Genomic DNA, 25,868 nt, shown 5'->3' with positions numbered 1-25,868 from the left:
AGTTTCCGCTGTGGGTTCTTTTGAGGGGTCGCATGCCACAACTGCCGATCAGCATGGGCTGTCAGGGCGCTCAGGAGCTCCACCGCGGACGCCGGTTCATCGTGTCTCGCGTGTGGACGAGAGAGGGCGTCTCCCTGGTGCTCAAGCAGGCCCGGCAGGGCCCCCTCGCCTCCAGCAGCCTCGCGATGCTCCACCACGAATTCAGCCTGCTGCGGGAATTGGAGGCGCTGGGCGTCGTGGGCGTAGTGAGGCCCCGGGCCCTGGAGGACGTGGCAGGAGTCCCAGCGCTCGTCCTCGAGGACGCCGGGCCCCATGACCTCCAGGAGTGGCTGAAACACAACCCCGTCGAGCCCGACACCTTCCTGGAGCTGGCCCTTCAACTGGCGGAGATCCTCTGTCACCTCCACCGGCTCCGCGTCCTCCACCGGGACCTCAACCCCACCAACATCCTCGTGGCGGCCGGGACGCGGCGCCTGACCCTCATCGACTTCGACCTCGCCACCCGGGTTGCAGCGGCCTCCCCGACCTCGAGCATCCACGGAGAGCTCGAATCGGCGCTGCCCTACATCGCTCCGGAGCTCACCGGCCGCATGGACCGCTCCGTCGACTCCCGCGCGGACCTCTACTCCCTGGGCGCCACCTTCTACGAGCTGCTCACCGGCCAGCCTCCCTTCACCTCCACCGACCCCGTCGAGCTCGTCCACTCCCACCTGGCACGGCCTCCCCTCCCTCCTGCCCTCGCCAATCCCAAGGTTCCCTCCCTCCTCTCCGACCTCGTCCTCAAGCTGCTCGCCAAGATGCCCGAGGAGCGCTACCAGAGCGCCGACTCCCTCCTGGCTGACCTCCAGGAAGCCCAGAAGCGCAAGCAGGCCTCCGGTGTCATTGAAGCGTTCGAGCTGGGCCAGCTCGATGCGGCGCGACAGCTCCCCATTCCAGAGCGGCTCTACGGGCGCGAGCGCGAACTGGCGCAGCTCGAGGCCGCGCTAGAGCGGGTCCGGGCGGGCCCGAGCGAGACGGTGTTCGTCTCCGGCCCCGCGGGCATCGGCAAGTCCTCGCTCGTCCAGGCTCTGAGACCACGCCTCGGACACGCAGGCTGGTTCCTCTCCGGCAAGTTCGACCAGCTCCAGGGCAACGTCCCCTATGCCCCATGGGTCGACGCCTTCCAGGGCTTCATCCGTGGGTTGTTGAACGAACCGGCCGACGTCCAGGCCCTGTGGCGGCACCGGCTCCTGGGGGCTCTGGGCTCCCAGGGCCGCGTCCTTCTGGGCATCGCCCCCGAGTTGGAGAAGCTCACCGGTCCGCTGCCTCCCGTGCCCGAGCTCCGGCCGCAGGATGCCGAGAACCGTCTGCGCTTCATCTTCCGGACGTTCATCCGGGCCCTCGCCTCACCCGAGCACCCGCTCGTGCTCTTCCTGGACGATCTCCAGTGGGCCGACCCCGCCTCGCTCGCGCGCTTCCAGACCCTCGCTTCCGACCCGGACTCCCACCACGTGCTGCTCGTGGGCTCCTACCGTCCCGAGGAGGTCGGGCCACAGCATCCGGTCGCACAAACTCTCACGGCCCTCCAGAAGGCGGGAGCAGCCGTCCACACCATCGAGCTCCCTCCCCTGGAGCTCGGTGCCCTCACGGCACTCTGCGCCAACACCCTGGGCCGTGAACCCGGGCACCTCCAGCCCCTGGCGGAACTCGTGCTGAAGAAGACCGCCGGCAACCCCTTCTTCGTCACCCGATTCCTGCGCTACCTCCATCAATCCGGCCTGCTGCGCTTCGACGCCGAGCACGGCTCGTGGGAGTGGGACCTCGCCGGGATTGCCCAGGTGGGCATCACCGAGAACGTGGTCGAGCTCATGCTCGCCACCATCCGCCAGCTTCCCGAGCGGGCCCAGAGCGTCCTCAAGGTCGCCGCCTGCCTGGGCAATCGCATCGAGCTCCCACTCCTCGCCTCGCTGATGAACATGTCCGAGGGCAACACGGCCGCGGCGCTCTGGAGTGCCATCCAGCAGGGGCTCCTCGTCTCCGACAGCAGGGCGCCGCCGCTCTCACGCTCCGGCGAGCAGTCCGCCGGAGAGCACCCGAGGCACGAGACCCTCTACCGGTTCGCGCACGACCGCGTACAGCAGGCCGCGTACTCCCTGCTCCCCGAGCCCGAGAAGAAACGGCTCCACCTCGAGGCGGGACGCCTGCTCAAGACAACCTCCGAGCGTGAATCCGATGAGCGGCTCTTCGACGTGGTCGACCAGCTCGACCTGGGCGCGGAGCTGGTGACCGATGAAGCCGAACGGCTGGAGCTGGCCCAGCTCAACTTCCGGGCTGGAGTCAGGGCCAAGGCCTCGTCCGCCTTCCACTCCGCGCTGAAATACCTGACGCTCGGGCTCGGCTTCCTCCCACCGCGGGCATGGCGAGAGGCCTACGCACTGACCTTCCGCCTCCATCGCGAAGCGGCCGAGTGTGCCTACCTCACGGGCGACCAGGTGTCCGCCGAGGGGCTCACCTCCTCCACCCTGGCCCATGCCGCGTCCCGCCTCGAGAAGGCGGACCTCTATACCCTCCGGGTGCTCGCCTGCATGGCCAGACAGGCCTACCCGGAGGCGCTCCCGTGGGGACGCGAGGGGTTGCGGTTGTTCGGAATGGAGCTGCCAGAGAAGCAGGACGTGCCTCGGGCTCTCGCGGACGAGCTCGCCACGGTGAAGCAGAGCCTGCAGGCTCGCACGACCCGGCAGCTCCTCGACGCACCCCGGATGGAGGATCCGGAACAGCTCGCCTGTGCACGGCTCCTCTCGGAGCTCAGCGCGGCGGTCTACTTCTTCGACCTGCGCCTGTACACCCTCCTCAACGTCCGCGCCATCAACCTCACGTTGAGACATGGCAACACGATCTACGCCGCTCCGATGTATGCCACGTATGGGATGTTGCTGGGAATGCGCGAGGGTGACTACGTGTCTGGCTATGCCTTCGGCCACCTGGGTATCGAGCTGTGCCAGCGCTACCCCGATCCACGGCAGGAGTGGAGAACGCGCACCACCGTCGCGGTGAGCGTGAACCATTGGAGAGCACCGCTGCGCACCAGTGTGCCGCTCTACCGCCGGTGTTTCGCGGCCGCGCTCGAGAGCGGAGATGTCCACTCCGCCGGCTACTCGGTCCCAGTGATGGTGCATACCCTGTTCTCGATGGGCACCGCACTGTCCCAAGTGCTCTCCGAGGCCGAAACCAGCTTCGTCTTCCTCCGCAAGTCCAGCCTCACCGAAATGCATGCCCTGCTCCTGGGCCTGCGCCAGGCCATCCGGTGCCTGCAGGGCCGGACTCGCAAGAACGCCCGCTTCGACGATGACGAGTTCGACGAGAGCGTCTTCCTCGCATCAAACCTGAAGCTCCCCCTATCGCTCGGCAGGTACAAGCTCCTGCGCCTCCAGGTGTCCTATCTCCTGGGTGACATCGAAGAAGCCCAGGAGATGTCCCGGGAAGCAGGCCTCCTGCTCGAGTCCATCCGGGGGTATTTCTTCGTCGCGGATCACAACTTCTACACGTCGCTGACCCTGGCGGCATGCTGCGACAGGAGTCCCCCCGAGCACAGGGCCGGGCTCCTGGAACAGCTCGCCACCAACCAGCGCCAGCTCGGCATCTGGGCCGACAACTGCCCGGAGAACTTCCGCCACAAGCACCAGCTCATCAGCGCCGAGCTCGCCCGTCTCGAGGAGCGTCATGTGGAAGCCCTGCGGCTCTACGAGCTGGCCATCGAGGGCGCCCACCGAGAGGAGTTCCGTCAGGACGAAGCGCTCGCCAACGAGCTGGCCGGCCGCTACTACCGCGCCCTCGGGGGCAAGCGGCTGGCCCATGGTTACCTGCGCGCTGCCCTCGACGGCTATACCCACTGGGGCGCTCGAGCCAAGGTCTCCGCTCTCGAAGAGGAGTTCCCAGACCTCGTCCCCATCGAGCCCTCCTTCGGGGTGGCCGCGAACGGCAACCCGGAGCGTGCTGAGCCGACGAGCTCCGCGCTCGATCTCCTCACCCTGCTCAAGGCCTCCGAGACGCTCGTGAGCGAAGTCGTCCTGGAGCGTCTGTTCGAGAAGCTCATGACGGTGTGTCTGGAGGCCGCCGGAGCCCAGCGCGGCGCCCTCATGCTCGAGGAGAAGGGCACCCTCATGCTTCGTGCGGTGGGCTCCGTCTCCGAGCCCATCTCACTGGTACAAGCCCCTTTGAAGGACTCGAGCCAGGTCCCCATCTCCATCATCGAGCAGGCCCGCCGGTCGGGAGAGCCCCTCGTCCTCGCCGATGCCTCCCACCAGGGCGCCTTCGTCTCCGAGCCCTACGTCGTCCGGCACGCCGTGAAGTCCGCCCTCGCCGTTCCCATCCAACGGCCCTCCAGGACCGTCGGCGTTCTCTATCTCGAGAACAACCTCGCCACCCGCGCCTTCACCCCCGAGCGCGTCCGCGTTCTGCGCCTCCTCTCCTCCCAGATCGCCATCTCCCTGGAGAACAGCCTCTTCTTCGAGCAGCTACGCATCGAGGTGGACGAACGCACGCGTGCCGAGCAGGCCGTGCGCTTCCTGGCCGAATGGAGCCTGATGCTGGCCGAGTCCCTGGACTTCGAGACCACCCTGGCCAAGGTCGCCCGCTCGGTCGTCCCCTTCCTGGCCGACTGGTGCATCGTCGACGTGGTCGAGAAAGACGGCACCATCCGCCCGGTGGCGATGGCCCACGCCGAGCCCGCCAAGGAGAAGCTCCTGCGCGAGGCCATGGAGAAATATCCTCCCTCCTGGGACTCACCCGCGACACTCGCCCGCGTGCTTCGAACGGGACAACCCGCTCTCCTCTCCGACATCGACGAGTCGGTCGTGCGGCAGCTCAACCGCAGCCGCCAGGAAGGCTTTTTCGACCTCATGCGTACCATCATGGTCCGTACGGGCATGATGGTTCCGCTGGTCGCCCGGGGAAAGACGCTCGGGGCCATCATCTTCGCGTCTTCGACCGCGGGACGCCGCTACGGACAGGCAGAGCTGCACCTGGCCCAGGAGTTGGCTCGCCGCGCCGCCGTCAGCATCGACAACGCCCGGCTCTACGGCGACTCCCAGGCCGCCATCCAACTGCGCGACGACTTCCTCTCCGTCGCCGCTCATGAGCTCTACACCCCCATCACCTCCCTGCGCCTCTCCGTCCAGGGCCTCCTGCGCCGCTCTGGTTCCGAGCTTCCCGAGTCCCTCACTCGCGGCATCCGCAGCGCCGAAGCCCAGACCCGCAGGCTCGCCAAGCTGATTGAAGAGCTGCTCGATGTCACCCGCATCCAGGCCGGCCGCCTTCACCTCCACCTGGAGCAGGTCGACCTCGCCTCCGTCGTCCGCGACGTCGTCGAGCGCCTGCACGAGCCCATCTCCCGGGCCAACAGCCCCCTCTCGCTCCAGCTCCAGGACGGCGTCACCGGCCGCTGGGATCGCACCCGGCTGGAGCAGGTCGTCACCAACCTGCTCTCCAACGCCCTCAAGTTCGCCGCCGGCAAACCCATCTCCGTCTCCCTCGAGCGCCACGCGGACACCGCTCGGCTGCGCATCAGCGACCAGGGCATCGGCATCCCTCCGGACCGCTTGCCTCATGTCTTCGAGCGCTTCGAGCGCGCCGTCTCCGTCGAGCACTATGGCGGCCTGGGCCTGGGCCTCCACATCGTGCGCGAGCTCGTCTCCGCGCTCGGCGGCTCGGTGCGCGCCGAGAGCCAGCCCGGTGAGGGGACCACCCTGACAGTGGAGCTGCCCTGCGCCGGGCCCCCCTCCTCCGAGCCAGAAAACCGTGAGGCCGAGACCCGCCTCCCCGCTCCTGCTTCGTAAGAAGCCCCCGTCATGGGTTGTCCTGGGGGGGTCGCATGCATCAACTGCCGACCAACATGGGCTATCAGGACGCTCAGGAGTTCTACCGTGGACGCCGCTATGTCGTGTCTCGCACGCGGACGGGAGAAGGCGTCTCCCTGGTGCTCAAGCAGGCCCGGCAGGGCCCCCTCGTCTCCAGCAGCCTCGCGATGCTCCACCACGAGTTCGAGCTGCTCCAGGAGTTGGAGAAGCTGGGAGCCGCGGGCGTGGTGAAGCCGCTTGCCCTGGAGGACGTGGCGGGTGTCCCAGCGCTCGTCCTCGAGGACGCCGGGCCCCATCACCTCCGGGAGTGGTTGAGACACAACCCCCTGGAGCTCGACACCTTCCTGGAGCTGGCCCTCCAGCTCGCGGAGATCCTCGGCCACCTCCACCGGTGCCATGTCATCCACCGGGACCTCAACCCCACCAACATCATCGTGGCGGCCGGGAATGGACACCTGACCGTCATCGACTTCGACCTCGCCACCCAGGTCTCCGGGACCTCGCGGGCCCCGAGCATTCTCGGGGAGCTCGAGTTGACGCTGCCCTACATCGCTCCGGAGCTCACCGGGCGCATGGACCGCCCCGTCGACTCCCGCGCGGACCTCTACTCCCTGGGCGTCACCTTCTACGAGCTGCTCACCGGCCAGCCTCCCTTCACCTCCACCGACCCCGTCGAGCTCGTCCACTCCCATCTGGCCAAGCCGCCCCTCCCTCCCGCCCTCTCCAACCCCAAGGTTCCCTCCCTCCTCTCCGAGCTCGTCCTCAAGCTGCTCGCCAAGATGCCCGAGGAGCGTTACCAGAGCGCCGACTCCCTCCTGGCCGACCTCCAGGAAGCCCAGAAGCGCAAGCGGGCCTCCGGTACGCTCGAAGCGTTCGAGCTGGGCCGGCTCGATGCGGCGCGACAGCTCCCCATCCCGGAGCACCTCTACGGGCGCGAGCGCGAGCTGGCGCAGCTCGAGGCCGCACTGGAGCGGGTCCAGGCGGGCCCGAGCGAAACAGTGGTCGTCTCCGGCCCGGCGGGCATCGGCAAGTCCGCGCTCGTCCAGGCGCTTCGCCCACACCTCGGACACGCGGGCTGGTTCCTCTCCGGCAAGTTCGACCAGCTCCAACGCAACGTGCCCTATGCCCCGTGGGTGGATGCCTTCCAGGGTCTCGTCCACGGGATGCAGAACGAGCCCGCCCATGTCCGGTACATGTGGCGGCGCCGGTTCCAGGAAGCACTGGGCACCAACGGCCGGGTCCTCCTGGGGGTCGTCCCGGAGTTGGAGCAGCTCACCGGCGAGCAACCTCCCGTGCCCGAGCTCCGGCCCGCGGAGGCCGAGAGCCGTCTCCACCTCACCTTCCTGTCCTTCGTCCGGGCCCTCGCCACACCCGAGCATCCGCTCGTGCTCTTCCTGGATGACCTCCAGTGGGCGGACCCCGCCTCGCTCAAGCTCTTCCAGGGCCTCGCGTCCGACCCGGACTCGAGGCACGTGCTGCTCCTGGGCACCTCCCGGACCGACGAGACGGGAGCGGCCTTCCAGAAGGAAGGGGCGGCCGTGCGGTCCATCGAGATGTCTCCCCTGGACCTCGACGCCCTCACGGCGCTCTGCCACGACACCCTGCGCCGCGAGCCCGGACACCTCCAACCCCTGGCGAAGCTCGTCCTGAAGAAGACCGCGGGCAACCCCTTCTTCGTCACCCGCTTCCTGCGCTACCTCCACCACTCCGGCCTGTTGCGCTTCGACGTCGAGCGCGGCACGTGGGACTGGGACCTCGCCGCACTCGAGCAGGTGGGCGTCACCGAGAACGTGGTCGAGCTGATGGTCGGGACCATCCGCCGCCTTCCCGAGCGCACCCAGGATGTCCTGAAGGTCGCCGCCTGTCTGGGCAACCGGGTGGAGCTCCCACTGCTCTCCGCGTTGATGGGCATGCCCGTGGGTGACACGGCCGCGGCGCTCTGGAGCGCCATCCACGAAGGGCTCCTCATTCCCGGGGAAACGGGCTACCGGTTCGCGCATGACCGCGTGCAGCAGGCCGCGTACTCGCTGCTGCCCGAGGAGCAGAAGAAGCGGCTCCACCTCGAGGCCGGACGTTGGCTGCGCGGGACCTCCGAGCGCGAGTTCGACGAGCGGCTCTTCGAGGCGGTTGATCAGCTCGACCTGGGCGCGGACCTGGTGACGGACGGGACGGAGAGGCTGGAGCTGGCCTGCCTCAACTTCCAGGCGGGCGGCAAGGCCCGGGCGTCCGCGGCCTTCGGCTCCGCGCTGCGCTACCTCACCCGCGGCATCTCGCTCCTCCCAGCGGACGCATGGCACTCGGTCTACGCACTGGCCTTCCGCTTCCACCAAGAAGCGGCGGAGTGCGCCTATTTCATAGGCGAGCAGCAGCTCGCCGAGGAGCTCACCGCCTCCGCGCTGACCCATGCCGTGTCGCGCCGCGAGAAGGCGGACCTCTACACCCTCCGGATGCTGGCCTGCGTGGCCCGAGGGGGTTTCTCGGAAGCACTCCAGCGGGGACTCGAGGGCCTGCGGTTGTTCGGCATGGCGCTGCCGGAGAAGCAGGAGCTCCCTCAGGCCATCGAGGCCGAGCTCGCCATGGCAAAGGAGTACCGGGGAGATCGCTCACTCGACGAGCTCCTCCACGCCCCCCCAACGGAGGACCCGGACCTGCTCGCTTGCATGCGGCTCCTGTCGGAGCTCAGCACGGTGGCCTTCTTCACCCAGCCGGCCCTGTTCAACCTCATCAACCTTCGGGTCACCAACCTCACCTTGAGGCATGGCAACTCGATCTACGCCTCCTTCTCCTATGTCGTGTACGGCGCGATTCTCGGAACACGCCTGGGCGACTACGCGTCGGGTCATGCCCTCGGCCACCTCGGTGTGGAGCTGTGCCAGCGCTATCCGGATCCCCGGCAGACGAGCAAGACGCTCGTCACGTTCACGGCGAACGTGAACCATTGGAAGGCACCGCTGCGCACCAGCGTGCCGCTCCTGCGTCAGGCCTTCGCCGCCGCGCTCGCCAGCGGCGATCTCAACCAGGCCGGCTTCACGGCCCCCTTGCTGGTCTTCACCCTGCTCTCGCTGGGCACCCCGTTCTCCCAGCTGCTCAGCGAGATCGAGAGCGACCTCGCCTGCATCCGGAAGACCAGCTTGCGCTGGAGGCTCCAGCCGATCCTGGGCGTTCGCCAGGCCATCCGGTGCCTGCAAAACCGGACCCACGAGCGGGCCCGCTTCGATGACGACGAGTTCAACGAGGCCGCCTTCCTCGAGGCGAGCCCGGGCCTGCTCACGACCCCGTGCTTATATCGGATCATGCGGCTCCAGGCGTCCTACCTCCTGGGCGACATCGAGGATGCCCAGGAGATGTCCCGGATCGCGGAACCACTCCTCGAATCCATCCGGGGTTGCTTCTTCATGGCGGAGCACAACGTCTACACCTCGTTGACGCTGGCGGCGGCCTGCGACAGGTGCACGCCCTCGGAGAGGACCGGGCTCCTGGAGCACATCGCCGCCAACCAGCGCCAGCTCGGCCTCTGGGCCGAGCACTCCTCGGAGAACCTGCGTCACAAATACCAGCTCGTCAGCGCCGAGCTCGCCCGCCTCGAGGAGCGCCACGCGGAGGCCATGAGGCTCTACGACCTGGCCATCGAGGGCGCCCATCGCGAACAGTTCCTCCAGGATGAAGCGCTCGCCAACGAGCTGGCGGGCCGCTTCTTCCGTACCCTCGGCAGCAAGCGGCTGGCCCTCGTCTATCTGCGTGCCGCCCTCGAGTGCTATGCCCGCTGGGGAGCCCAGGCCAAGGTCTCCTCTCTCGAGGAGGAGTTCGCCAACCTCCTTCCCTCCTCGCCCACGCGGTGGGACGCCTCGGCCCTCGCCTCGGATGGCGCGGAATCAGCGGGCTCCGCGCTCGATCTCCGCACCATCCTCAAGTCCGCCGAGACGCTCGTGAGCGAGGTCGTGCTGGAGCGCCTCCTCGAGAAGCTCATGGGCGTGTGTCTGGAGGCAGCGGGCGCCCAGCGCGGAGCGCTCGTGCTCGAGGAGAAGGAGACGCTCATGCTTCGGGCGGTGGGCGCCGTCTCCGAGCCCGTCTCCCTGGTCCGTACCCCGTTGAAGGACTCGAGCCAGGTTCCCATCTCCCTCATCGAGCACGCCTGCCGCACGGGAGAACCCCTCGTTCTGGCCCATGCCATCCACCAGGGAGCGTTCGCCTCCGATCCCTACGTGAGCCGGCATGCCACCAAGTCAGCCCTCGCCGTTCCCATTCAACGGCCCTCCAAGACGGTGGGCGTGCTCTACCTGGAGAACAACCTCGCCACCCGCGCCTTCACCCCCGAGCGCGTCCGCGTGCTGCGGCTGCTCTCCTCCCAGATCGCCATCTCCCTGGAGAACAGTCTTCTCTTCGAGCGGCTGCGCATCGAGGTGGACGAGCGCACGCGAGCGGAGCAGGCCGTGCGCTTCCTGGCCGAGTGGAGCCTGACGCTGTCCGAGTCGTTGGACTTCGAGACGACCCTGACGCGGGTCACCCGCACCGTCCTGCCGTACCTGGCCGACTGGTGCACGGTCACCGTCGTCGAGAAGGACGGCCGCATGCGCCAGATGGCGATCGCCCATGTGGATCCGGCCAAGGAGAGACTCCTCCGCGAGATCTGCGAGACCTATCCCCCCACCTGGGAATCATCGGAGTCGCTCGCCTGGACCCTGCGGACGGGGCAACCGATTCTCATCCCCGTGCTCGACGACGCGGCCCTGGCGGAGGACGGCCGCCGTTTCGGTGCTCGCTACGTCGAGCTCATTCTCGCGATCTCGGTCCAGACGCTCATGCTCGTTCCGCTCGTGACCCGCGGGAAGACCTTCGGGGTCATCACCTTCGCGTCGTCGACCGCGGGCCGCCGTTACGGAGAGGCCGAGCTGCACCTGGCCCAGGAGCTGGCGCGCCGCGCCGCCGTCAGCATCGACAACGCCCGGCTCTTTGGCGACTCCCAGGCCGCCATCCAGCTGCGTGACGACTTCCTCTCCGTCGCCGCCCATGAGCTCTACACTCCCATCACCTCACTCCGGCTCTCCGTTCAGGGCCTGCTGCACCGCTGCGGCTCCGAGCTTCCCGAACCCGTCTCCCGCGGCATCCGCAGCGCCGAGGCCCAGACCCGCAAGCTCGCGAAGCTGATTGAAGAGCTGCTCGACGTCTCCCGCCTCCAGGCCGGCCGCCTCCACCTCCATCTGGAGCAGGTCGACCTCTCCTCCGTCGTCCAGGACGTCGTCGAGCGCATGCATGAGCCCATCTCCCAGGCCAACAGCCCCCTCTCGCTCCAGCTCCAGGACGGCGCGGCCGGCCGCTGGGACCGTACCCGGCTGGAGCAGGTCGTCACCAACCTGCTCTCCAATGCCCTCAAGTTCGCCGCCGGCAAACCCATCTCCATCTCCCTCGAACGCCACGCGGACACCGCTCGGCTGCGTGTCAGCGACCAGGGCATTGGCATCCCTCCGGACCGCCTACCCCATGTCTTCGGGCGCTTCGAGCGCGCTGTCTCCGTCGAGCACTATGGCGGCCTGGGCCTGGGCCTCCATATCGTGCGCGAGCTCGTCTCCGCGCTCGGCGGCTCCGTGCGCGCCGAGAGCCAACCCGGCGTGGGGACCACGGTCACCGTGGAGCTGCCCTACGCCGGGCCTCCCGCCATCGAGCCAGGACACCAGGAGCTCGAGGCCAGACTCGTCGCCCCGTTCAAGTAAGCCAGCCCCCTCCCCCCGAGGGCCGATATGACGCAACTGACGACCGACCAGCGCTATCCAGCTTCACAAGAGCTCAACCGTGGGCGCCGGTATGTCGTGTCCCGCGTGTGGACGAGAGAGGGCATCTCCCGGGTGCGCAAACAGGTCCGGCGGGGTCCTCTCGCTTCCAGCAGCGCCGCCTTGCTCCGCCACGAGTTCGAGCTGCTCTGGGAGTTGAAAGAGCGGGGCGTGCCCGGGGTGGTGAGACCCATCACACTGGAGGATGACGCCGAAACGCCCGCGCTCCTTCTCGAGGACGCTGGCCCGCACGACCTCCGGGAATGGTTGAAACGCCATCCCGTCGAGCCCGGCACCTTCCTGGAGCTGGCCCTCCAGCTCACGAAGATCCTCGACGAGCTCCACCGGAGCCACGTCCTCCACCGGGACCTCAACCCCTGCAACATCGTCGTGGCGGCCGGAACACAGCGCCTGACCGTCATCGACTTCGACCTCGCCACCCGGCTCTCCGGGAGCGCCCCTCCCGCGAGCACCCTCGGGGAGCTCGAATTGACGCTGCCCTACATCGCTCCCGAGCTCACGGGGCGCATGGACCGGCCCGTCGATCACCGCGCGGACCTCTACTCCCTGGGCGCCACCTTCTACGAGCTGCTCACCGGCCAGCCTCCCTTCACCTCCACCGACCCCGTCGAGCTCGTCCACTCCCACCTGGCTCGGCCTCCCCTGCCTCCCGTCCACGCCAACCCCAAGGTCCCGCAGCTCCTCTCCGACCTCATCCTCAAGCTGCTCTCCAAGATGCCCGAGGAGCGCTACCAGAGCGCCGACTCCCTCCTGGCCGACCTCCAGGAAGCCCGGAGGCAGCTGCGGACCTCCGGCACGCTCGAGCCCTTCGAGCTCGGCAAACTCGACCTGGCGCGGCAACTCCCCATTCCGGAACAGCTCTACGGACGCGAGCGCGAGACAGCACAACTCGAGGCGGCGCTGGAGCGGGTCCGGGCGGGTCCGAGCGAGACGGTGATCGTTTCTGGCCCGGCGGGCATCGGCAAGTCCGCGCTCGTCCAGGCATTTCGCCCACGCCTCGGAAACGCGAGCGGCTTCCTCTCCGGCAAGGCCGACCAGCTCCAACGCAACGTGCCCTATGCCCCGTGGGTGGATGCCTTCCAGGGCCTCGTCCGCGGGTGGCTCGAGGAACCCGCCCACGTCCGGGACCTGTGGCGGTGCCGGCTTCTGGATGCACTGGGCACCCATGGCCGCGTCCTCCTGGGTGTCGTCCCGGAGCTGGAGAAACTCACCGGTCTGCTGCCTCCCGTGCCCGAGCTCCGCCCGGCGGAGACCGAGAGCCGGTTCCTCCTCACCTTCCAGAAGTTCATCCAGGTCCTCGCCACCTCCGAGCACCCACTCGTGCTCTTCCTGGACGACCTCCAGTGGGCGGACCCCGCCTCGCTCAAGCTCTTCCAGAGCCTCGCGTCGGACCCGGACTCACGGCACGTGCTGCTCGTGGGTTCCTACCGTCCCGAGGAAGCTGGGATGGAGGTGGGAGCGGCCGTCCATTCCATCGAGATGGCCCCATTGAACCTCGATGAGCTCACGAAGCTCTGCGGCGAGACCCTGCGAGGTGAGCCCGGGCACGTCCAACCCCTGGCCCGGCTCATCCTGAAGAAGACCGCGGGCAACCCCTTCTTCGTCACCCGCTTCCTGCGCTACCTCCACCACTCTGGCCTGCTGCGCTTCGACGCCGAGCGCGGCACCTGGGACTGGGACCTCGCCGCACTCGAGCAGGTGAGCGCCACGGAGAACGTGGTCGAGCTGATGCTCGCCACCATCCGCCGCCTCCCCGAGCGCACCCAGAACCTCCTGAAGGTCGCGGCCTGCCTGGGCAACCGGGTGGAGCTCCCGCTGCTCTCCGCACTGGTGGAGATGCCCGAGGGCGATACGGCCGCGGCGCTCCGGAGCGCCCTCCAGGAGGGGCTCCTCGTCCTCGAGGTGGAGCAGAAGGCCACCTATCGCTTCGCCCACGACCGCGTCCAGCAGGCCGCGTACTCGCTCCTTCCGGAGGAGCAGAAGAAGCGGCTCCACCTCGCGGCGGGACGCCTGCTGCGGAGCGTCTCCGGCCTCGAGTCCGATGAGCGGCTCTTCGATGGAGTCGATCAGCTCAACCTGGGCGCGGAGCTGGTGACGGACGAGGCGGAGAGGCTGGAACTGGCCCGGCTCAACTGCCAGGCGGGCAGCAAGGCCAAGGCATCGGCGGCCTTCGGCTCCGCGCTGCGCTACCTCACCCGCGGCATCTCGCTCCTCCCCGGGGATGCGTGGCGCTCGAGCTACACACTGACCTTCCGCCTTCACCGCGAGGCCGCGGAGTGTGCGTACCTCGCCGTCGATCAACGGCTCGCCGAGGAGCTCATCTCCTCCGCGCTGTCCCACTCCACCTCCCGCTTCGAGAAGGCGGATCTCTACATCCTCCGGATTCTCGCGTGCCTGATGAGAGAGGCCTTCCCGGAGGCACTCCAGTGGGGACGCGAGGGGCTGCGGCTGTTCGGTGTCGAGCTGCCCGAGAAGCAGGACATGGCCCAGGCCCTCGAGACCGAGCTCGCCGCGGTGAAGGAGAACATGCGGGGCCGCACCACCGAGCAACTCCTGGAGACTCCCCCGTCCGAGGATCCGGAGCTGCTCGCCTGTCTGCGGCTCCTGTCGGAGGTCGGCCTGGCGGTCCTGTACATCAATCCCTTCCTGCTCACCGTCATCAACACCCACATCGTGAATCTGTCGTTGAAGCACGGCAACACGATCTACTCCCTCCAGTCGTATGCCATGTACGGGTCACTGCTCGGACAACGCCAGGGGGACTACGCGTCCGGCCACGCCTTCGGACGTCTGGGCGTGGAGCTATGCCGGCGCCTTCCGGATCCCCGCCAGGTGAGCAGGACGCTCCTCACGTTCACAACGAACCTGAACCACTGGAGGGCGCCGCTGCGCACCAGTGTGCCGCTCCTGCGTCAGGCGCTCGCCTCCGCGCTCGAGCTCGGAGATGTCCTGCTGGCCAGCTACCCCATCTCCACCCTGACGAACACCCTGTTCGCACTGGGCACCGGGTTCCCCCAGCTGCTCTCGGAGCTCGAGACCGACATCGCCTTCGTCCGGAAGGCCGGCTTGCGCTGGAGGATCCAGTCACTCCTCGGACTGCGACAGGCCATCCGCCGCCTGCAGGATCGCACTCGCGAGCGGGCCCGCCTCGACGATGACACGTTCAACGAGGAAGCCTTCCTCTCCGCGAACCAGAAGCTGCCCACGGTGCGCTGCATGTACAGGATCCAGCACCTCCAGGTGTCCTATCTCCTCGGGGATCTCGAGGGCGCCTGGGAGATGTCCCGGCATGCCAGCGAGCTCCTCGAGTTCCTCCCAGGGTGGTTCCTCATCGCCGAGCACAACTTCTACACCTCGTTGACCCTGGCGGCCCGCTACGACAGAGCGGCTCCCGCGCAGAAGGCCGAGCTCCTGGAACGGATCGCCGCCAACCAGCACCAGCTCGGCATCTGGGCCGACAACTGTCCGGAGAACTTCCGCCACAAGCACCAGCTCGTCAGCGCCGAGCTCGCCCGCATCGAGGGGCGCCACCTGGAGGCCATGAAGCTCTACGAGCAGGCCATCGCGGGAGCCCATCGCGAGGAGTTCCTCCAGGACGAGGCGCTCGCCAACGAGCGGGCGGGCCGCTACTTCTGCACCGCCGGTAGCAAGCGGCTGGCCGACGTCTACCTGCGCGCCGCGCTCGATGGCTACACCCGCTGGGGCGCCCAGGCCAAGGTCTCCGCGCTCGAGGAAGAGTTCCCTGACCTCATCCCCACCCCACCTACGGTCTGGGAAGTCACGGCTCCCATTTCGGGAGGGGCCGGAGCCGCGGGCTCCGCGCTCGATCTCCTCAGCATCCTCAAGGCCGCCGAGACACTCGTGAGCGAGGTCGTCCTGGAGCGTCTGCTCGAGAAGCTCATGGGCATGTGTCTGGAGACGGCCGGAGCCCAGCGCGGCGCGCTCGTGCTCGAGCAGGGAGACTCCCTCATGCTCCGCGCCCTGGGCTCCGTCTCCGAGCCTGTCGCCCTCGTCCACCTCCCCTTGAAGGACTCGAGCCAGGTCCCCGCCTCGGTCATCCAGCACGCATTCCGGTCGGGAGAGCCCATCGTCCTCGCCGACGCCGCTCACCAGGGAGGATTTGCTTCCGACCCCTACGTGGCCCGGCATGCCGTGAAGTCCGCCCTCGCCATCCCCATCCAGCGGCCCTCCAGGACCGTGGGTGTCCTCTACCTGGAGAACAACCTCGCCACCCGCGCCTTCACCCCCGAGCGCGTCCGCGTTCTCCGGCTCCTCTCCTCCCAGATCGCCATCTCCCTGGAGAACAGCCTCCTCTTCGAACGGCTGCGCATCGAGGTGGAGGAGCGCAAGCGAGCCGAACAGGCCGTGCGCTTCCTGGCCGAGTGGAGCCTGATGCTGGCCGAGTCCCTCGACTACGAGACCACCCTGGCCAAGGTCACCCGCTCCGTCGTCCCCTTCCTGGCCGACTGGTGCATCGTCGACGTGGTCGAGAAGAACGGCACCATCCGCCCGGTGACCGTGGCCCATGTCGAGCCAGCCAAGGAGAAGCTGCTGCACGAGCTCATGGAGAAATATCCCCCCTCCTGGGAGTCACCCGAGCCGCTCGCCCACGTGCTTCGGACGGGACAACCGGTGCTTCTCGCGGAGCTCGACGAGTCGGTCGTGCGGCAGCTCAACCGCAGCCGCCAGGAAGGCTTTTTCGACCTCCTGCGTACCATCACGATCCGCACGGGCATGATCGTGCCGCTCGTCGCCCGAACCAAGACGTTGGGAGCCATCACCTTCGCGTCGTCGACCGCGGGCCGCCGCTATGGAGAGGCAGAGCTGAACCTGGCCCAGGAGCTGGCTCGCCGCGCCGCCGTCAGCATCGACAACGCCCGGCTCTATGGTGACTCCCAGGCCGCCATCCAGCTGCGCGACGACTTCCTCTCCGTCGCCGCCCATGAGCTCTACACCCCCATCACCTCCTTGCGCCTCTCCGTCCAGGGCCTCTTGCGCCGCTCCGGCTCCGAGCTTCCCGAACCCGTCTCCCGCGGCATCCGCAGCGCCGAGGCCCAGACCCGCAGGCTCGCGAAGCTGATTGAAGAGCTGCTCGACGTCTCTCGCATCCAGGCCGGCCGCCTCCACCTCCATCTGGAGCAGGTCGACCTCTCCTCCGTCGTCCAGGACGTCGTCGAGCGCATGCACGAGCCCATCTCCCGGGCCAACAGTCCCCTCTCGCTCCAGCTCCAGGACGGCACGGCCGGCCGCTGGGACCGTACCCGGCTGGAACAGGTCGTCACCAACCTGCTCTCCAACGCCCTCAAGTTCGCCGCCGGCAAACCCATCTCCATCTCCCTCGAGCGCCACGCGAACACCGCGCGGCTCATGGTTCGCGATCAGGGGATTGGCATCGCGCCGGAGCGCCTGCCCCACGTCTTCGAGCGCTTCGAGCGCGCCGTCTCCGTCGATCACTATGGCGGCCTGGGCCTGGGCCTCCACATCGTGCGGGAGATCGTCTCCGCGCTCGGCGGCTCGGTGCGCGCCGAGAGCCAGCCTGGCGAGGGAACCACGCTCACGGTGGAGTTGCCATGCGCCGGCCCTGCCTCCACGGGGTCCGAAGGGCGAGAGGCCGAGGCCGGGCTCGCTACCCCGGTTTCGTAGCCAGCCCCCTCCCCCGAGGGCCATTGCCGCATCCGAGCGCCCCTCTCGGAGAGAGGAGGGCATCCGGCAACACTTCCGCCTGAAGCACTCCAGCCAAATGTTCAGCGGGGAGCGGGAGAGCAGCCGGAGCCGGGTGGAAAGCGCGCGTCGTGGAGCCTCCCGCCATGAGAATCGCATGACGCGACAGCACGACGAGAGCCATCAGGGGCCACAGGAGATCTACCGTGGACGCCGGTATGTCGTGTCCCGCGTGTGGACCGGAGAGGGCGAGTCCCTGGTGCGCAAGCAGGCTCGTCGGGGCCCCCTCGCTTCCAGCAGCGCCGCCATGCTCCACCATGAGTTCCAACTGCTGCGGGAGCTCGCGGAATGGAACGTGCCGGGAGTGGTGAGGCCCCTCGCGTTGGAGAACGTGGAGGAGGCTCCCGCTCTCGTCCTTCAGGACGCGGGCCCACACGATCTCCGGGAATGGCTGAGGCGCAACCCCTTGGAGCTCGACACCTTCCTGGCGCTGGCCCCCCAACTGGCGGAGATCCTCTGCCACCTCCACCGGCGCCATGTCATCCACCGGGACATCAACCCCACCAACATCATCGTGGCGGCCGGGACACAGCACCTGACCCTCATCGACTTCGATCTCGCCACCCGGGCCGCCGCCGTCTCCCCCACCGCGAGCATTCTCGGCGAGCTCGAGTTGACGCTGCCCTACATCGCTCCCGAGCAGACGGGACGCATGGACCACCCCGTCGACTCCCGCGCGGACCTCTACTCCCTGGGCGCCACCTTCTACGAGCTGCTCACCGGCCAGCCTCCCTTCACCTCCACCGATCCCGTCGAGCTCGTCCACGCCCATCTGGCCAGGCATCCCCTCCCTCCTGTCCTCTCCAATCCCAAGGTTCCCACCCTCCTCTCCAACCTCGTCCTCAAGCTGCTCGCCAAGATGCCCGAGGAGCGCTACCAGAGCGCCGACTCCCTCCTGGCCGACCTCCAGGAAGCCCGGAGGCGCATGCGCTCCACGGGCACACTCGAGTCCTTCGAGCTCGGCAGACTCGACCAGGCGCGACAGCTCCCCATCCCGGAGCACCTCTACGGGCGCGAGCACGAGCTGGCACAGCTCCGGGACGCCCTGGAGCGGGTCCGGACGGGCCCGAGCGAGACGGTGCTCGTCATCGGCCCCGCGGGCATCGGCAAGTCCGCGCTCGTCCATGCGCTGCGGCCACACGCCGGACATGAGGGTGGGTTCCTCTCCGGCAAGGTCGACCAGCTCCAGCGCAACGAGCCCTATGCCCCGTGGGTGGATGCCTTTCAGGAGCTCGTCCATGGGTGGCTGAGTGAACCCGCCCAGGTCGATGTCCCATGGAGGAGCCGGCTCCTGGAGGCGCTGGGCACCAACGGCCGTGTCCTCCTGGGCATCGTCCCGAACCTGGAGCAGCTCCTCGGCCCCCTGCCTCCCATGCCCGAGCTCCAGCCGGCGGACGCCGAGAACCGTCTCCACCGCACATTCCAGGCGTTCATCCGGGCCCTCGCCTCACCCGAGCACCCGCTCGTGCTCTTCCTGGATGACCTCCACTGGGCCGACCCCGCCTCGCTCAAGCTCTTCCAGAACCTCGCCTCCGATCCGGACTCCCGCCATGTGCTGCTCGTGGGCTCCTACCGGGCCGAAGAGGTCGGGCCGCAGCATCCGGTCACACGGACTCTCCTGGCGCTCCAGGAAGCGGGAGCGGCCGTCAGCTCTCTCCAACTGGAGCCATTGGACCTCGGGGCCCTCACGGCCCTCCTCTGCGACACCCTGCGCTGCGAGCCCGAGCACGTCCAACCCCTGACCGCGCTCGTGCTGAAGAAGACAGCGGGCAATCCGCTCTTCGTCACCCGCTTCCTGCGAGACCTCCACCACTCCGGCCTGTTGCACTTCGACGCCGACCCCGGCACGTGGCAGTGGGAGCTCGCCCGCATCGACCAGGTGGAGGTGACCGAGAACGTCGCCGAGTTGATGATCGCCACCATTCGCCGCCTTCCCGAGCGAACCCAGCACGTCCTGAAAGTCGCCGCCTGCCTGGGCAACCGGGTGGAGCTCCCGCTGCTCTCCGCACTGGTGGAGATGACCCTGGGCGACACGGCCGGAGCCCTCTGGGATGCCCTCCAGGAAGGGCTCCTCATCGCCGAGGAGAAGAGCCCCCGGCACCTGCACGCCTACCGCTTCGCGCACGACCGCGTCCAGCAGGCCGCGTACTCCCTGCTCTCCGATCTCCAGAAGAAGCGGCTTCACCTCCAGGCGGGACGCCACCTGCGGGCCTCCACCTCCCGCGAGCCCGACGAGCGGCTCTTCGACGTGGTCGACCAGCTGAACCGCGGCACGGAGCTGGTCACCGACGATACGGAGCGGCTGGAGCTGGCCCGGCTCAACCTGGAGGCGGGGTGGAGGGCGAAGACCTCGTCGGCGTTCCGCTCCGCACTGGGATACCTCACCCACGGCCTCGAGCTCCTGTCCGGGGAAGCGTGGCATTCGAGCTACGAGCTGGCCTTCCGCCTCCACCGGGAGGCAGCGGAGTGTGCGTACCTCGCGGGAGAGCATCAGCTCGCCGAGGATCTCCTCGCGCCCGCGCTGGCCCACGCCTCCTCTCGTGCCGAGAAGGCGGACCTCTATGCCTTCCGGCTGCTCGCGAGCCAGGCCCGGCGCGCCTTTCCGGAGGCACTCCAATGGGGCCGCGAGGGGTTGCGGTTGTTCGGCGTCGAGCTGCCGGAGATACCGGATGCCTCGCGAGTCCTCGCGAACGAGCTCGCCGAGGTGAAGGAGAACCTGCGCGGGCGCTCCGTCGAGACGCTCCTCGAGGCGCCCACCACGGAGGATCCGGAGGTGCTCACCATCATGCGGCTCCTGGCGGAGCTCGGCACGGTCACCTTCTTCCTGGACCCGGCCCTGTTCGCCTTCGTCAATGCCCGTGCCGTCAACCTCACCTTGAAACATGGCAATTCGATCTACGCCCCGCGGGCGTATGTCTCGTACGGGTGGGAGCTCGGGGTGCGCCTGGGCGACTACACCTCGGGCCAAGCCTTCGGGCGACTGGGTGTGGAGCTGTGCCAACGGTATGCGGAGCCCCGGCTGAGCAGCAGAACGCTCGCGGCCTTCACGGCGTCCGTGAACCATTGGAAGGCACCGCTGCGCACCAGCATGCCGTTCCTCCGTCAGGCATTCGAGTCCGCGCGCGCCAGCGGCGATCTCCACCTGGCCGGCTACACGTTCCCGGTCACGGTGAACACGCTGTTCGCGATGGGCACCGTCTTTCCCCAGCTGCTCGCCGAGGTCGAGACCCATCTCGCCTTCCTCCGGAGGTCCGGGCTCCTCTGGATGTCCCCTCCGCTCCTCAGCATTCGCCAGGCCATCCGGTGCCTGCAGGACCGGACGCGCGAGCGGGCCCACTTCGACGACGACGAGTTCAATGAGGCCTCCTTTCTGGCCTCCATCCAGATACTTCCCTCGACCCTCTGCACCTACACACTCCTGCGCCTCGAGGTGTCCTATCTCCTGGGCAACCCCGAGAAGGCCCGGGAGCTATCGCGGGACAAGGCGCTCCGGTTCGGGGCCGTCCAGGGATGGTTCTTCGTCGCCGAGCACTCCTTCTATACCGCGCTGACCCTGGCGGCGTGCTGCGACAGGAGCTCCCCCGAGGAGAAGGTCCGCCTGCTGGAAGAGCTCGCGGCCCACCAGCGCCAGCTCGGCATCTGGGCCGACAACTGTCCGGAGAACTTCCGCCACAAGCACCAGCTCGTCAGCGCCGAGCTCGCCCGTATCGAGGGACGCCACCTCGACGCCGTGAAGCTCTACGACCTGGCCGTGGAGGGTGCCCATCGCGAACAGTTCCTCCAGGACGAGGCGCTCGCCAACGAGCTGGCCGGCCGCTACTTCCGCACCATCGGCGGGAGGCGGCTGGCCCACGGCTACCTGCGCGCCGCGCTCGACAGCTATGCCCGCTGGGGCGCTCAGGCCAAGGTGTCGGCACTGGAGGAGGAGTTCCCCGACCTCGTTCCCACCCAACCTACGCGCTGGGAAGCCCCGCACCTCTCCTCGGCGGAGAGCGAGCCTGCGGGCTCCGCGCTCGACCTCCTCACCCTCCTCAAGGCCACCGAGACGCTGGTGAGCGAGGTGGTATTGGAGCGGCTCCTCTCGAAACTCATGGAGGTGTGTCTCGAGGCGGCGGGAGCGCAGCGGGCCGTGCTCGTGCTCGAGGAGAAGGACACGCTCCTGGTGCGAGCGGTGGGTGACGTCTCCGAGCCCGTCTCCCTGGTTCGCACCCCCTTGAAGGAGTCGAACCAGGTTCCCGTCACCGTGGTCGAGCATGCCGCCCGGTCGGGAGACACCCTCGTCCTCGCCGATGCCTCCCGCCAGGGCGCCTTCGTCTCCGACCCCTACGTGAGCCGGCATGCCACCAGGTCCGCCCTCGCCGTCCCCATCCAACGGCCCTCCAGGACCGTGGGCGTGCTCTACCTGGAGAACAACCTCGCCACCCGCGCCTTCACCCCCGAGCGCGTTCGCGTTCTCCGGCTCCTCTCCTCCCAGATCGCCATCTCCCTGGAGAACAGCCTGCTCTTCGAGCAGCTGCGCATCGAGGTGGATGAGCGTACGCGCGCCGAGCAGGCCGTGCGCTTCCTGGCCGAGTGGAGCCTGATGTTGGCCGAGTCCCTGGACTACGAGACCACGCTGGCCAAGGTCGTCCGCTCGGTCGTGCCCTACCTGGCCGACTGGTGCATCGTCGATGTGGTCGAGAAGAACAACACCATCCGCCCGGTGGCGTTCGCCCATGAGGAGCCGGTGAAGGAGCAACTCCTGCGCGAGTTCCTCGAGAAATACCCTCCCACCTGGAATCCATCCGAGCCCGTTGCCCACGTGCTGCGGACGGAGCAACCGCTTCTCTTCACGGAGATTGATGATGCGACCATGCGGCGCTCCAGCCCGGGTCGAGAGGAACGCTATTTCGAGCTCCTCCACGCCATCAACGTCCGCACGGGCATGGTCGTGCCGCTCATCGCTCGAGGAAAGACGCTCGGGGCCATCTTCTTCGCATCCTCGGCCGCGGGACGTCATTACGGAAAGGCGGAGCTGAATCTGGCCCAGGAGCTGGCACGCCGCGCCGCCGTCAGCATCGACAACGCACGGCTTTATGGTGATTCCCAGGCCGCCATCCAGCTGCGCAATGACTTCCTGTCCGTCGCCGCGCATGAGCTCTACACCCCCATCACCACGCTCCGGATCTCCGTTCAGGGCCTGCTGCGCCGCGGCGGCGCCGAGCTTCCGGAGCCCCTCCTCCGCGGCATCCGCAGCGCCGAGGCGCAGACCCGCAAGCTCGCGAAGCTGGTGGAGCAGTTGCTCGACGTCACCCGCATCCAGGCCGGACGCATGCACCTGCACCTGGAGCAGATCGAGCTCTCCTCCGTCGTCCGGGACGTCGTCGAGCGCATGCACGAGCCGCTCTCCCGGGCCAACAGCCCGCTCACGCTCCGTCTCCAGGAGGGAGTGGTGGGCCACTGGGACCGCACCCGACTGGAGCAGGTCGTCACCAACCTGCTCTCCAATGCCCTCAAGTTCGCCGAGGACAAACCCATCGACATCGCCCTCGAGTCCCTCGCGAGCACCGCACGGCTCACGGTTCGCGATCAGGGCATTGGCATCGCGCCGGATCGCTTGCCCCATATCTTCGAGCGCTTCGAGCGGGCTGTCTCGATCGAGCACTATGGCGGCCTCGGGCTGGGTCTCCACATCGTGAGGGAGATCGTCTCCGCGCTCGGCGGCTCGGTGCGCGCAGAGAGCAAGCAAGGAGAAGGCACGACCGTGACGGTGGAGCTGCCATGCGCCCCAGCGCTTGGGCCCGGAAGCCACGAGGCCCAGGCCCACGGCACGACGGAGGACGGTTCAACGTGACGAGACGTCCGAGCACGCCGCTTCCGTGCCGAGCACGTCCATGTCGTAGTGCACGGACAGCCCGCCCGAGGCCGCCAACCGTTGGATGAAGAGCGAGCCGTAGAGCTCGACACGCTCACTCAAGGCCATGTAGGCGAGCGGGGCGTAGAAATTGCCCGCGAGCGTGCTCGCCGTGGGCACCTCGATGGGGTCCGTGCCACCCACGTAGACGCGCAGGCGCGCGGGGTAGCGGACCGAGCCCAGAGAGAGCCGCTCCACCGCGGACAGCTTGCCCGCGATGAAGAGATCCAGCTCCGCGCCCTCGAGCAGTTCCACATCGAAGCGCTGACCCACGGCCACGTCCCCGCCCACGAACAACGCGGCCCGTCCACTCACGACGAGCCGCACCGACCCTGGGCCGGAGATGCGGCTCAGATAGAAGCGCCCGCAGGGCAGCTCCAGCGTGCGGTCGCCGGAGAAACCGTCCAGTGCCGTGGGCTCGAGCCCGATGGAGGCATCGTGGTTGGCCGTGACGTGGTTCGCCACATAGGCACCAATGTCCACGCGCTCGGTGGCGGCGCACGGGCACGGCGGCACGGGCGGCTCCACCGGCTCGCGCCGCAGCTCGGACACCTGGAGCGAACCGGACACGGTGAGGTCTCGCTCCGCCGGGAGCGACAGGATGCCGCCCACCGTCAGCGCGTCGAGGGAGATATCGCCCGAGACCTGCGCATTGCCTCGGACTGAGACGGAGGCCCGGCCCATGAGCGGGCCACCGTTGCGAAGCGACTCGGCGATGGACAAGGTCGAGGTGAGCTGGATGCCCGTGCTCGCCACCCAGAGCGAGCCGCCCACCTCCATGGGGCTGTTGACGGAGAGGCCTCCATTCGTCGCGATGGACGCGCCCGGTGCACCAGGCGACCAGGAACCCTGCGAGCTCCGGAAGGCATCGGTACCGAAGGGAGCACTGGCCTCCAATCCCTCACAGGAACAGAGGGCATGGGGGAACGTCCGCGCGGCCAGGTGCCCACTGCAGGACTCCTGTCCCGTCGCGCCGTCCACCACCAGCCAGGGCGGCCCCGGCCTCGCGCAGTACGCACTCCGCTCGTCGGCGGGCGTCCCACCATCCGGCGTCCCGGCGTCCGCATCCGAGGCATTGACCTCCGGCTCGTGCAGGGAAGCCACCGGGTCGGAAACGGAACAGCCCCCGCCCCCTCCTGCGAGCAGCGCGAGAAGAAGTCCGAGGGTCCATCTCATGTCACGGCCTTTTCGAGTCACTGGGGTGTGGAGGAAAGCTGCCGCAGCCGGCGCCGGGCCTGTTCGGCGAGCAGGGAGTCCGGGTGCGCCTCGAGGAACTCCTCCAGGGCCCGGGCCTCCTTCGCCCCGTCTCCGAGCGCCCGCCAGGCCTCGACCACCCCACCGCGGGCCTCCTCGCTCAAGGAGCCCCGTGGCTGCACCCGCAGTGCCTCCTGGAACTGGCGCAGGGCCCCTTTCGCGTCTCCGAGATGCTCCAGCCGCAGGCCGCCGGACGCCACGCGCGCGACGTAGGCCGACGTCGTCCTCGGGTAGGACTGGATGACGCGCAGGTAGAGCGCCTCCGCCGCCTGCCATCTGCCCTCGGCCCGGCGCTCGTTGGCCAGGCGCAGCAGATCCTCCGGCTCGGCGGCGGGGGCTGGCCGGGTCCGGCTCACGGGCTCCGGCGGAGCGGGAACCTCCTCCACCGGGGGAGCCACCTCCATCGAGGGAGCCACCGGCGCGACGGGCGCCGCAGGGAGGGGGGTGGACTCAGCGGGCACTGTCACCACGACCACCCGCGTGGGCTCCGCCTCCGGCTCGCGCATCCACCGCCGTACACCCGGCCAGATGCCAGCGGCCGCGGCCCCCGCGAGGGCCACGCACACGCCCGTCACCCACACGCCCTTGCGCCAGCTCCAACGCCTCGGCCTCGGGGCGTCCGAGGTCTCGAGCGTGGCCAGCGCTCCCTGGACGAGCTCCGAGGCTCGCTGCCGGGAGATGCGCCGGGCCGGACCCGCGCTCTCGTCCAGTGGACCGAGCAACTCGAAAAGCTCGTCGTGCTCGTCAATCCGCTCACTCATCCCTGTCCCCCCATCCTGCTCGAATTCCGCTCGTAGTGCTCCCGGAGGTTCGCCCGTCCCAGGCGGAGCCGGCTGCGCACCGTCTCGAAGGGAATGCCCAATGTCTCGGCCATCTCCGGCACGCTCAACTCCAGCACATGGTGGAGCACCAGGGCATGCCGCTGCTCCTCGGAGAGCCGATCCAACAACTTCACCATGTCGCGCCGGAAGACATAGTCGTCCAGGGTCGCATCCTCCGAGGGCACCACCACCAGCTCCACCGGCTCCTCGGACGTCTGGTCCCGGTCGGCGCGGACCTTCTTCAGCGCGGCGAAGGTGACCCGCACCACCACACGATCCGACCAGGACTTGAACGAACCTTCCCCACGCCACGTTGGCAACCCGCGCAGGATGGCGATCAGCGCCTCCTGGGCGATGTCGTCCACGTCCTGATCCCCGCGGATCAGATAGCGCACGAGGTTGCGCACGCGAGGCAGCAGTTCCGTCAAGAGCGACTCGGCCGCGTCCCGCCGTCCTTCGATGACAGCCCGGATGCGCAGCTCCTCGGGGGAAGCCGCTGCCAGGCGTTCTCTGCTGGTCGCCGTCATTTCCCCGATGGAGGAAGACGGGGGTGATTTCG

Annotated in this window: 7 protein-coding genes; 4 read left to right on the top strand and 3 right to left on the bottom strand. The window is 68.4% G+C overall.

The annotated features are described in order from the left end of the window. The first annotated feature begins 32 nt into the window (after positions 1–32). From DAT35_RS40030 to DAT35_RS40015, 4 genes are all read left to right on the top strand, one after another. On the top strand, positions 33–5,813 hold the full coding sequence (locus DAT35_RS40030) for an AAA family ATPase (RefSeq protein WP_108074559.1): 5,781 nt from the start codon (positions 33–35) through the stop codon (positions 5,811–5,813). 56 nt (positions 5,814–5,869) lie between these two features. Next, complete coding sequence (locus tag DAT35_RS40025; RefSeq protein WP_158502098.1) at positions 5,870–11,542, top strand: ATP-binding sensor histidine kinase; 5,673 nt, start codon at positions 5,870–5,872, stop codon at positions 11,540–11,542. Positions 11,543–11,569: 27 nt separating this feature from the next. After that, on the top strand, positions 11,570–17,263 hold the full coding sequence (locus tag DAT35_RS40020; protein ID WP_108074557.1) for an ATP-binding sensor histidine kinase: 5,694 nt from the start codon (positions 11,570–11,572) through the stop codon (positions 17,261–17,263). Between the two features lie 175 nt (positions 17,264–17,438). Next, complete coding sequence (locus DAT35_RS40015) at positions 17,439–23,174, top strand: AAA family ATPase (RefSeq protein ID WP_158502097.1); 5,736 nt, start codon at positions 17,439–17,441, stop codon at positions 23,172–23,174. Here the strand turns inward: DAT35_RS40015 and DAT35_RS40010 are convergent. The 3 genes from DAT35_RS40010 to DAT35_RS40000 are packed head-to-tail and all read right to left on the bottom strand — an operon-like array spanning position 23,166 to position 25,836. Further along, complete coding sequence (locus tag DAT35_RS40010) at positions 23,166–24,410, bottom strand: hypothetical protein (RefSeq protein WP_158502096.1); 1,245 nt, start codon at positions 24,408–24,410, stop codon at positions 23,166–23,168. The two genes, DAT35_RS40015 and DAT35_RS40010, sit on opposite strands and share 9 nt — an antisense overlap. 17 nt (positions 24,411–24,427) lie before the next feature. After that, complete coding sequence (locus DAT35_RS40005) at positions 24,428–25,249, bottom strand: tol-pal system YbgF family protein (protein WP_108074554.1); 822 nt, start codon at positions 25,247–25,249, stop codon at positions 24,428–24,430. Next, the gene (locus DAT35_RS40000; protein WP_108074553.1) at positions 25,246–25,836 is read right to left on the bottom strand and encodes an RNA polymerase sigma factor; all 591 of its coding nucleotides are present in this window, start codon (positions 25,834–25,836) and stop codon (positions 25,246–25,248) included. Before DAT35_RS40000 ends, DAT35_RS40005 begins: the two co-directional genes overlap by 4 nt. Positions 25,837–25,868: the final 32 nt, after the last annotated feature.

This window comes from Vitiosangium sp. GDMCC 1.1324, assembly GCF_003044305.1.
GTDB lineage: Bacteria > Myxococcota > Myxococcia > Myxococcales > Myxococcaceae > Archangium.
Note: the sequence above shows the minus strand (reverse complement) of the source record. Positions and strands in the feature narration are given on the sequence as shown.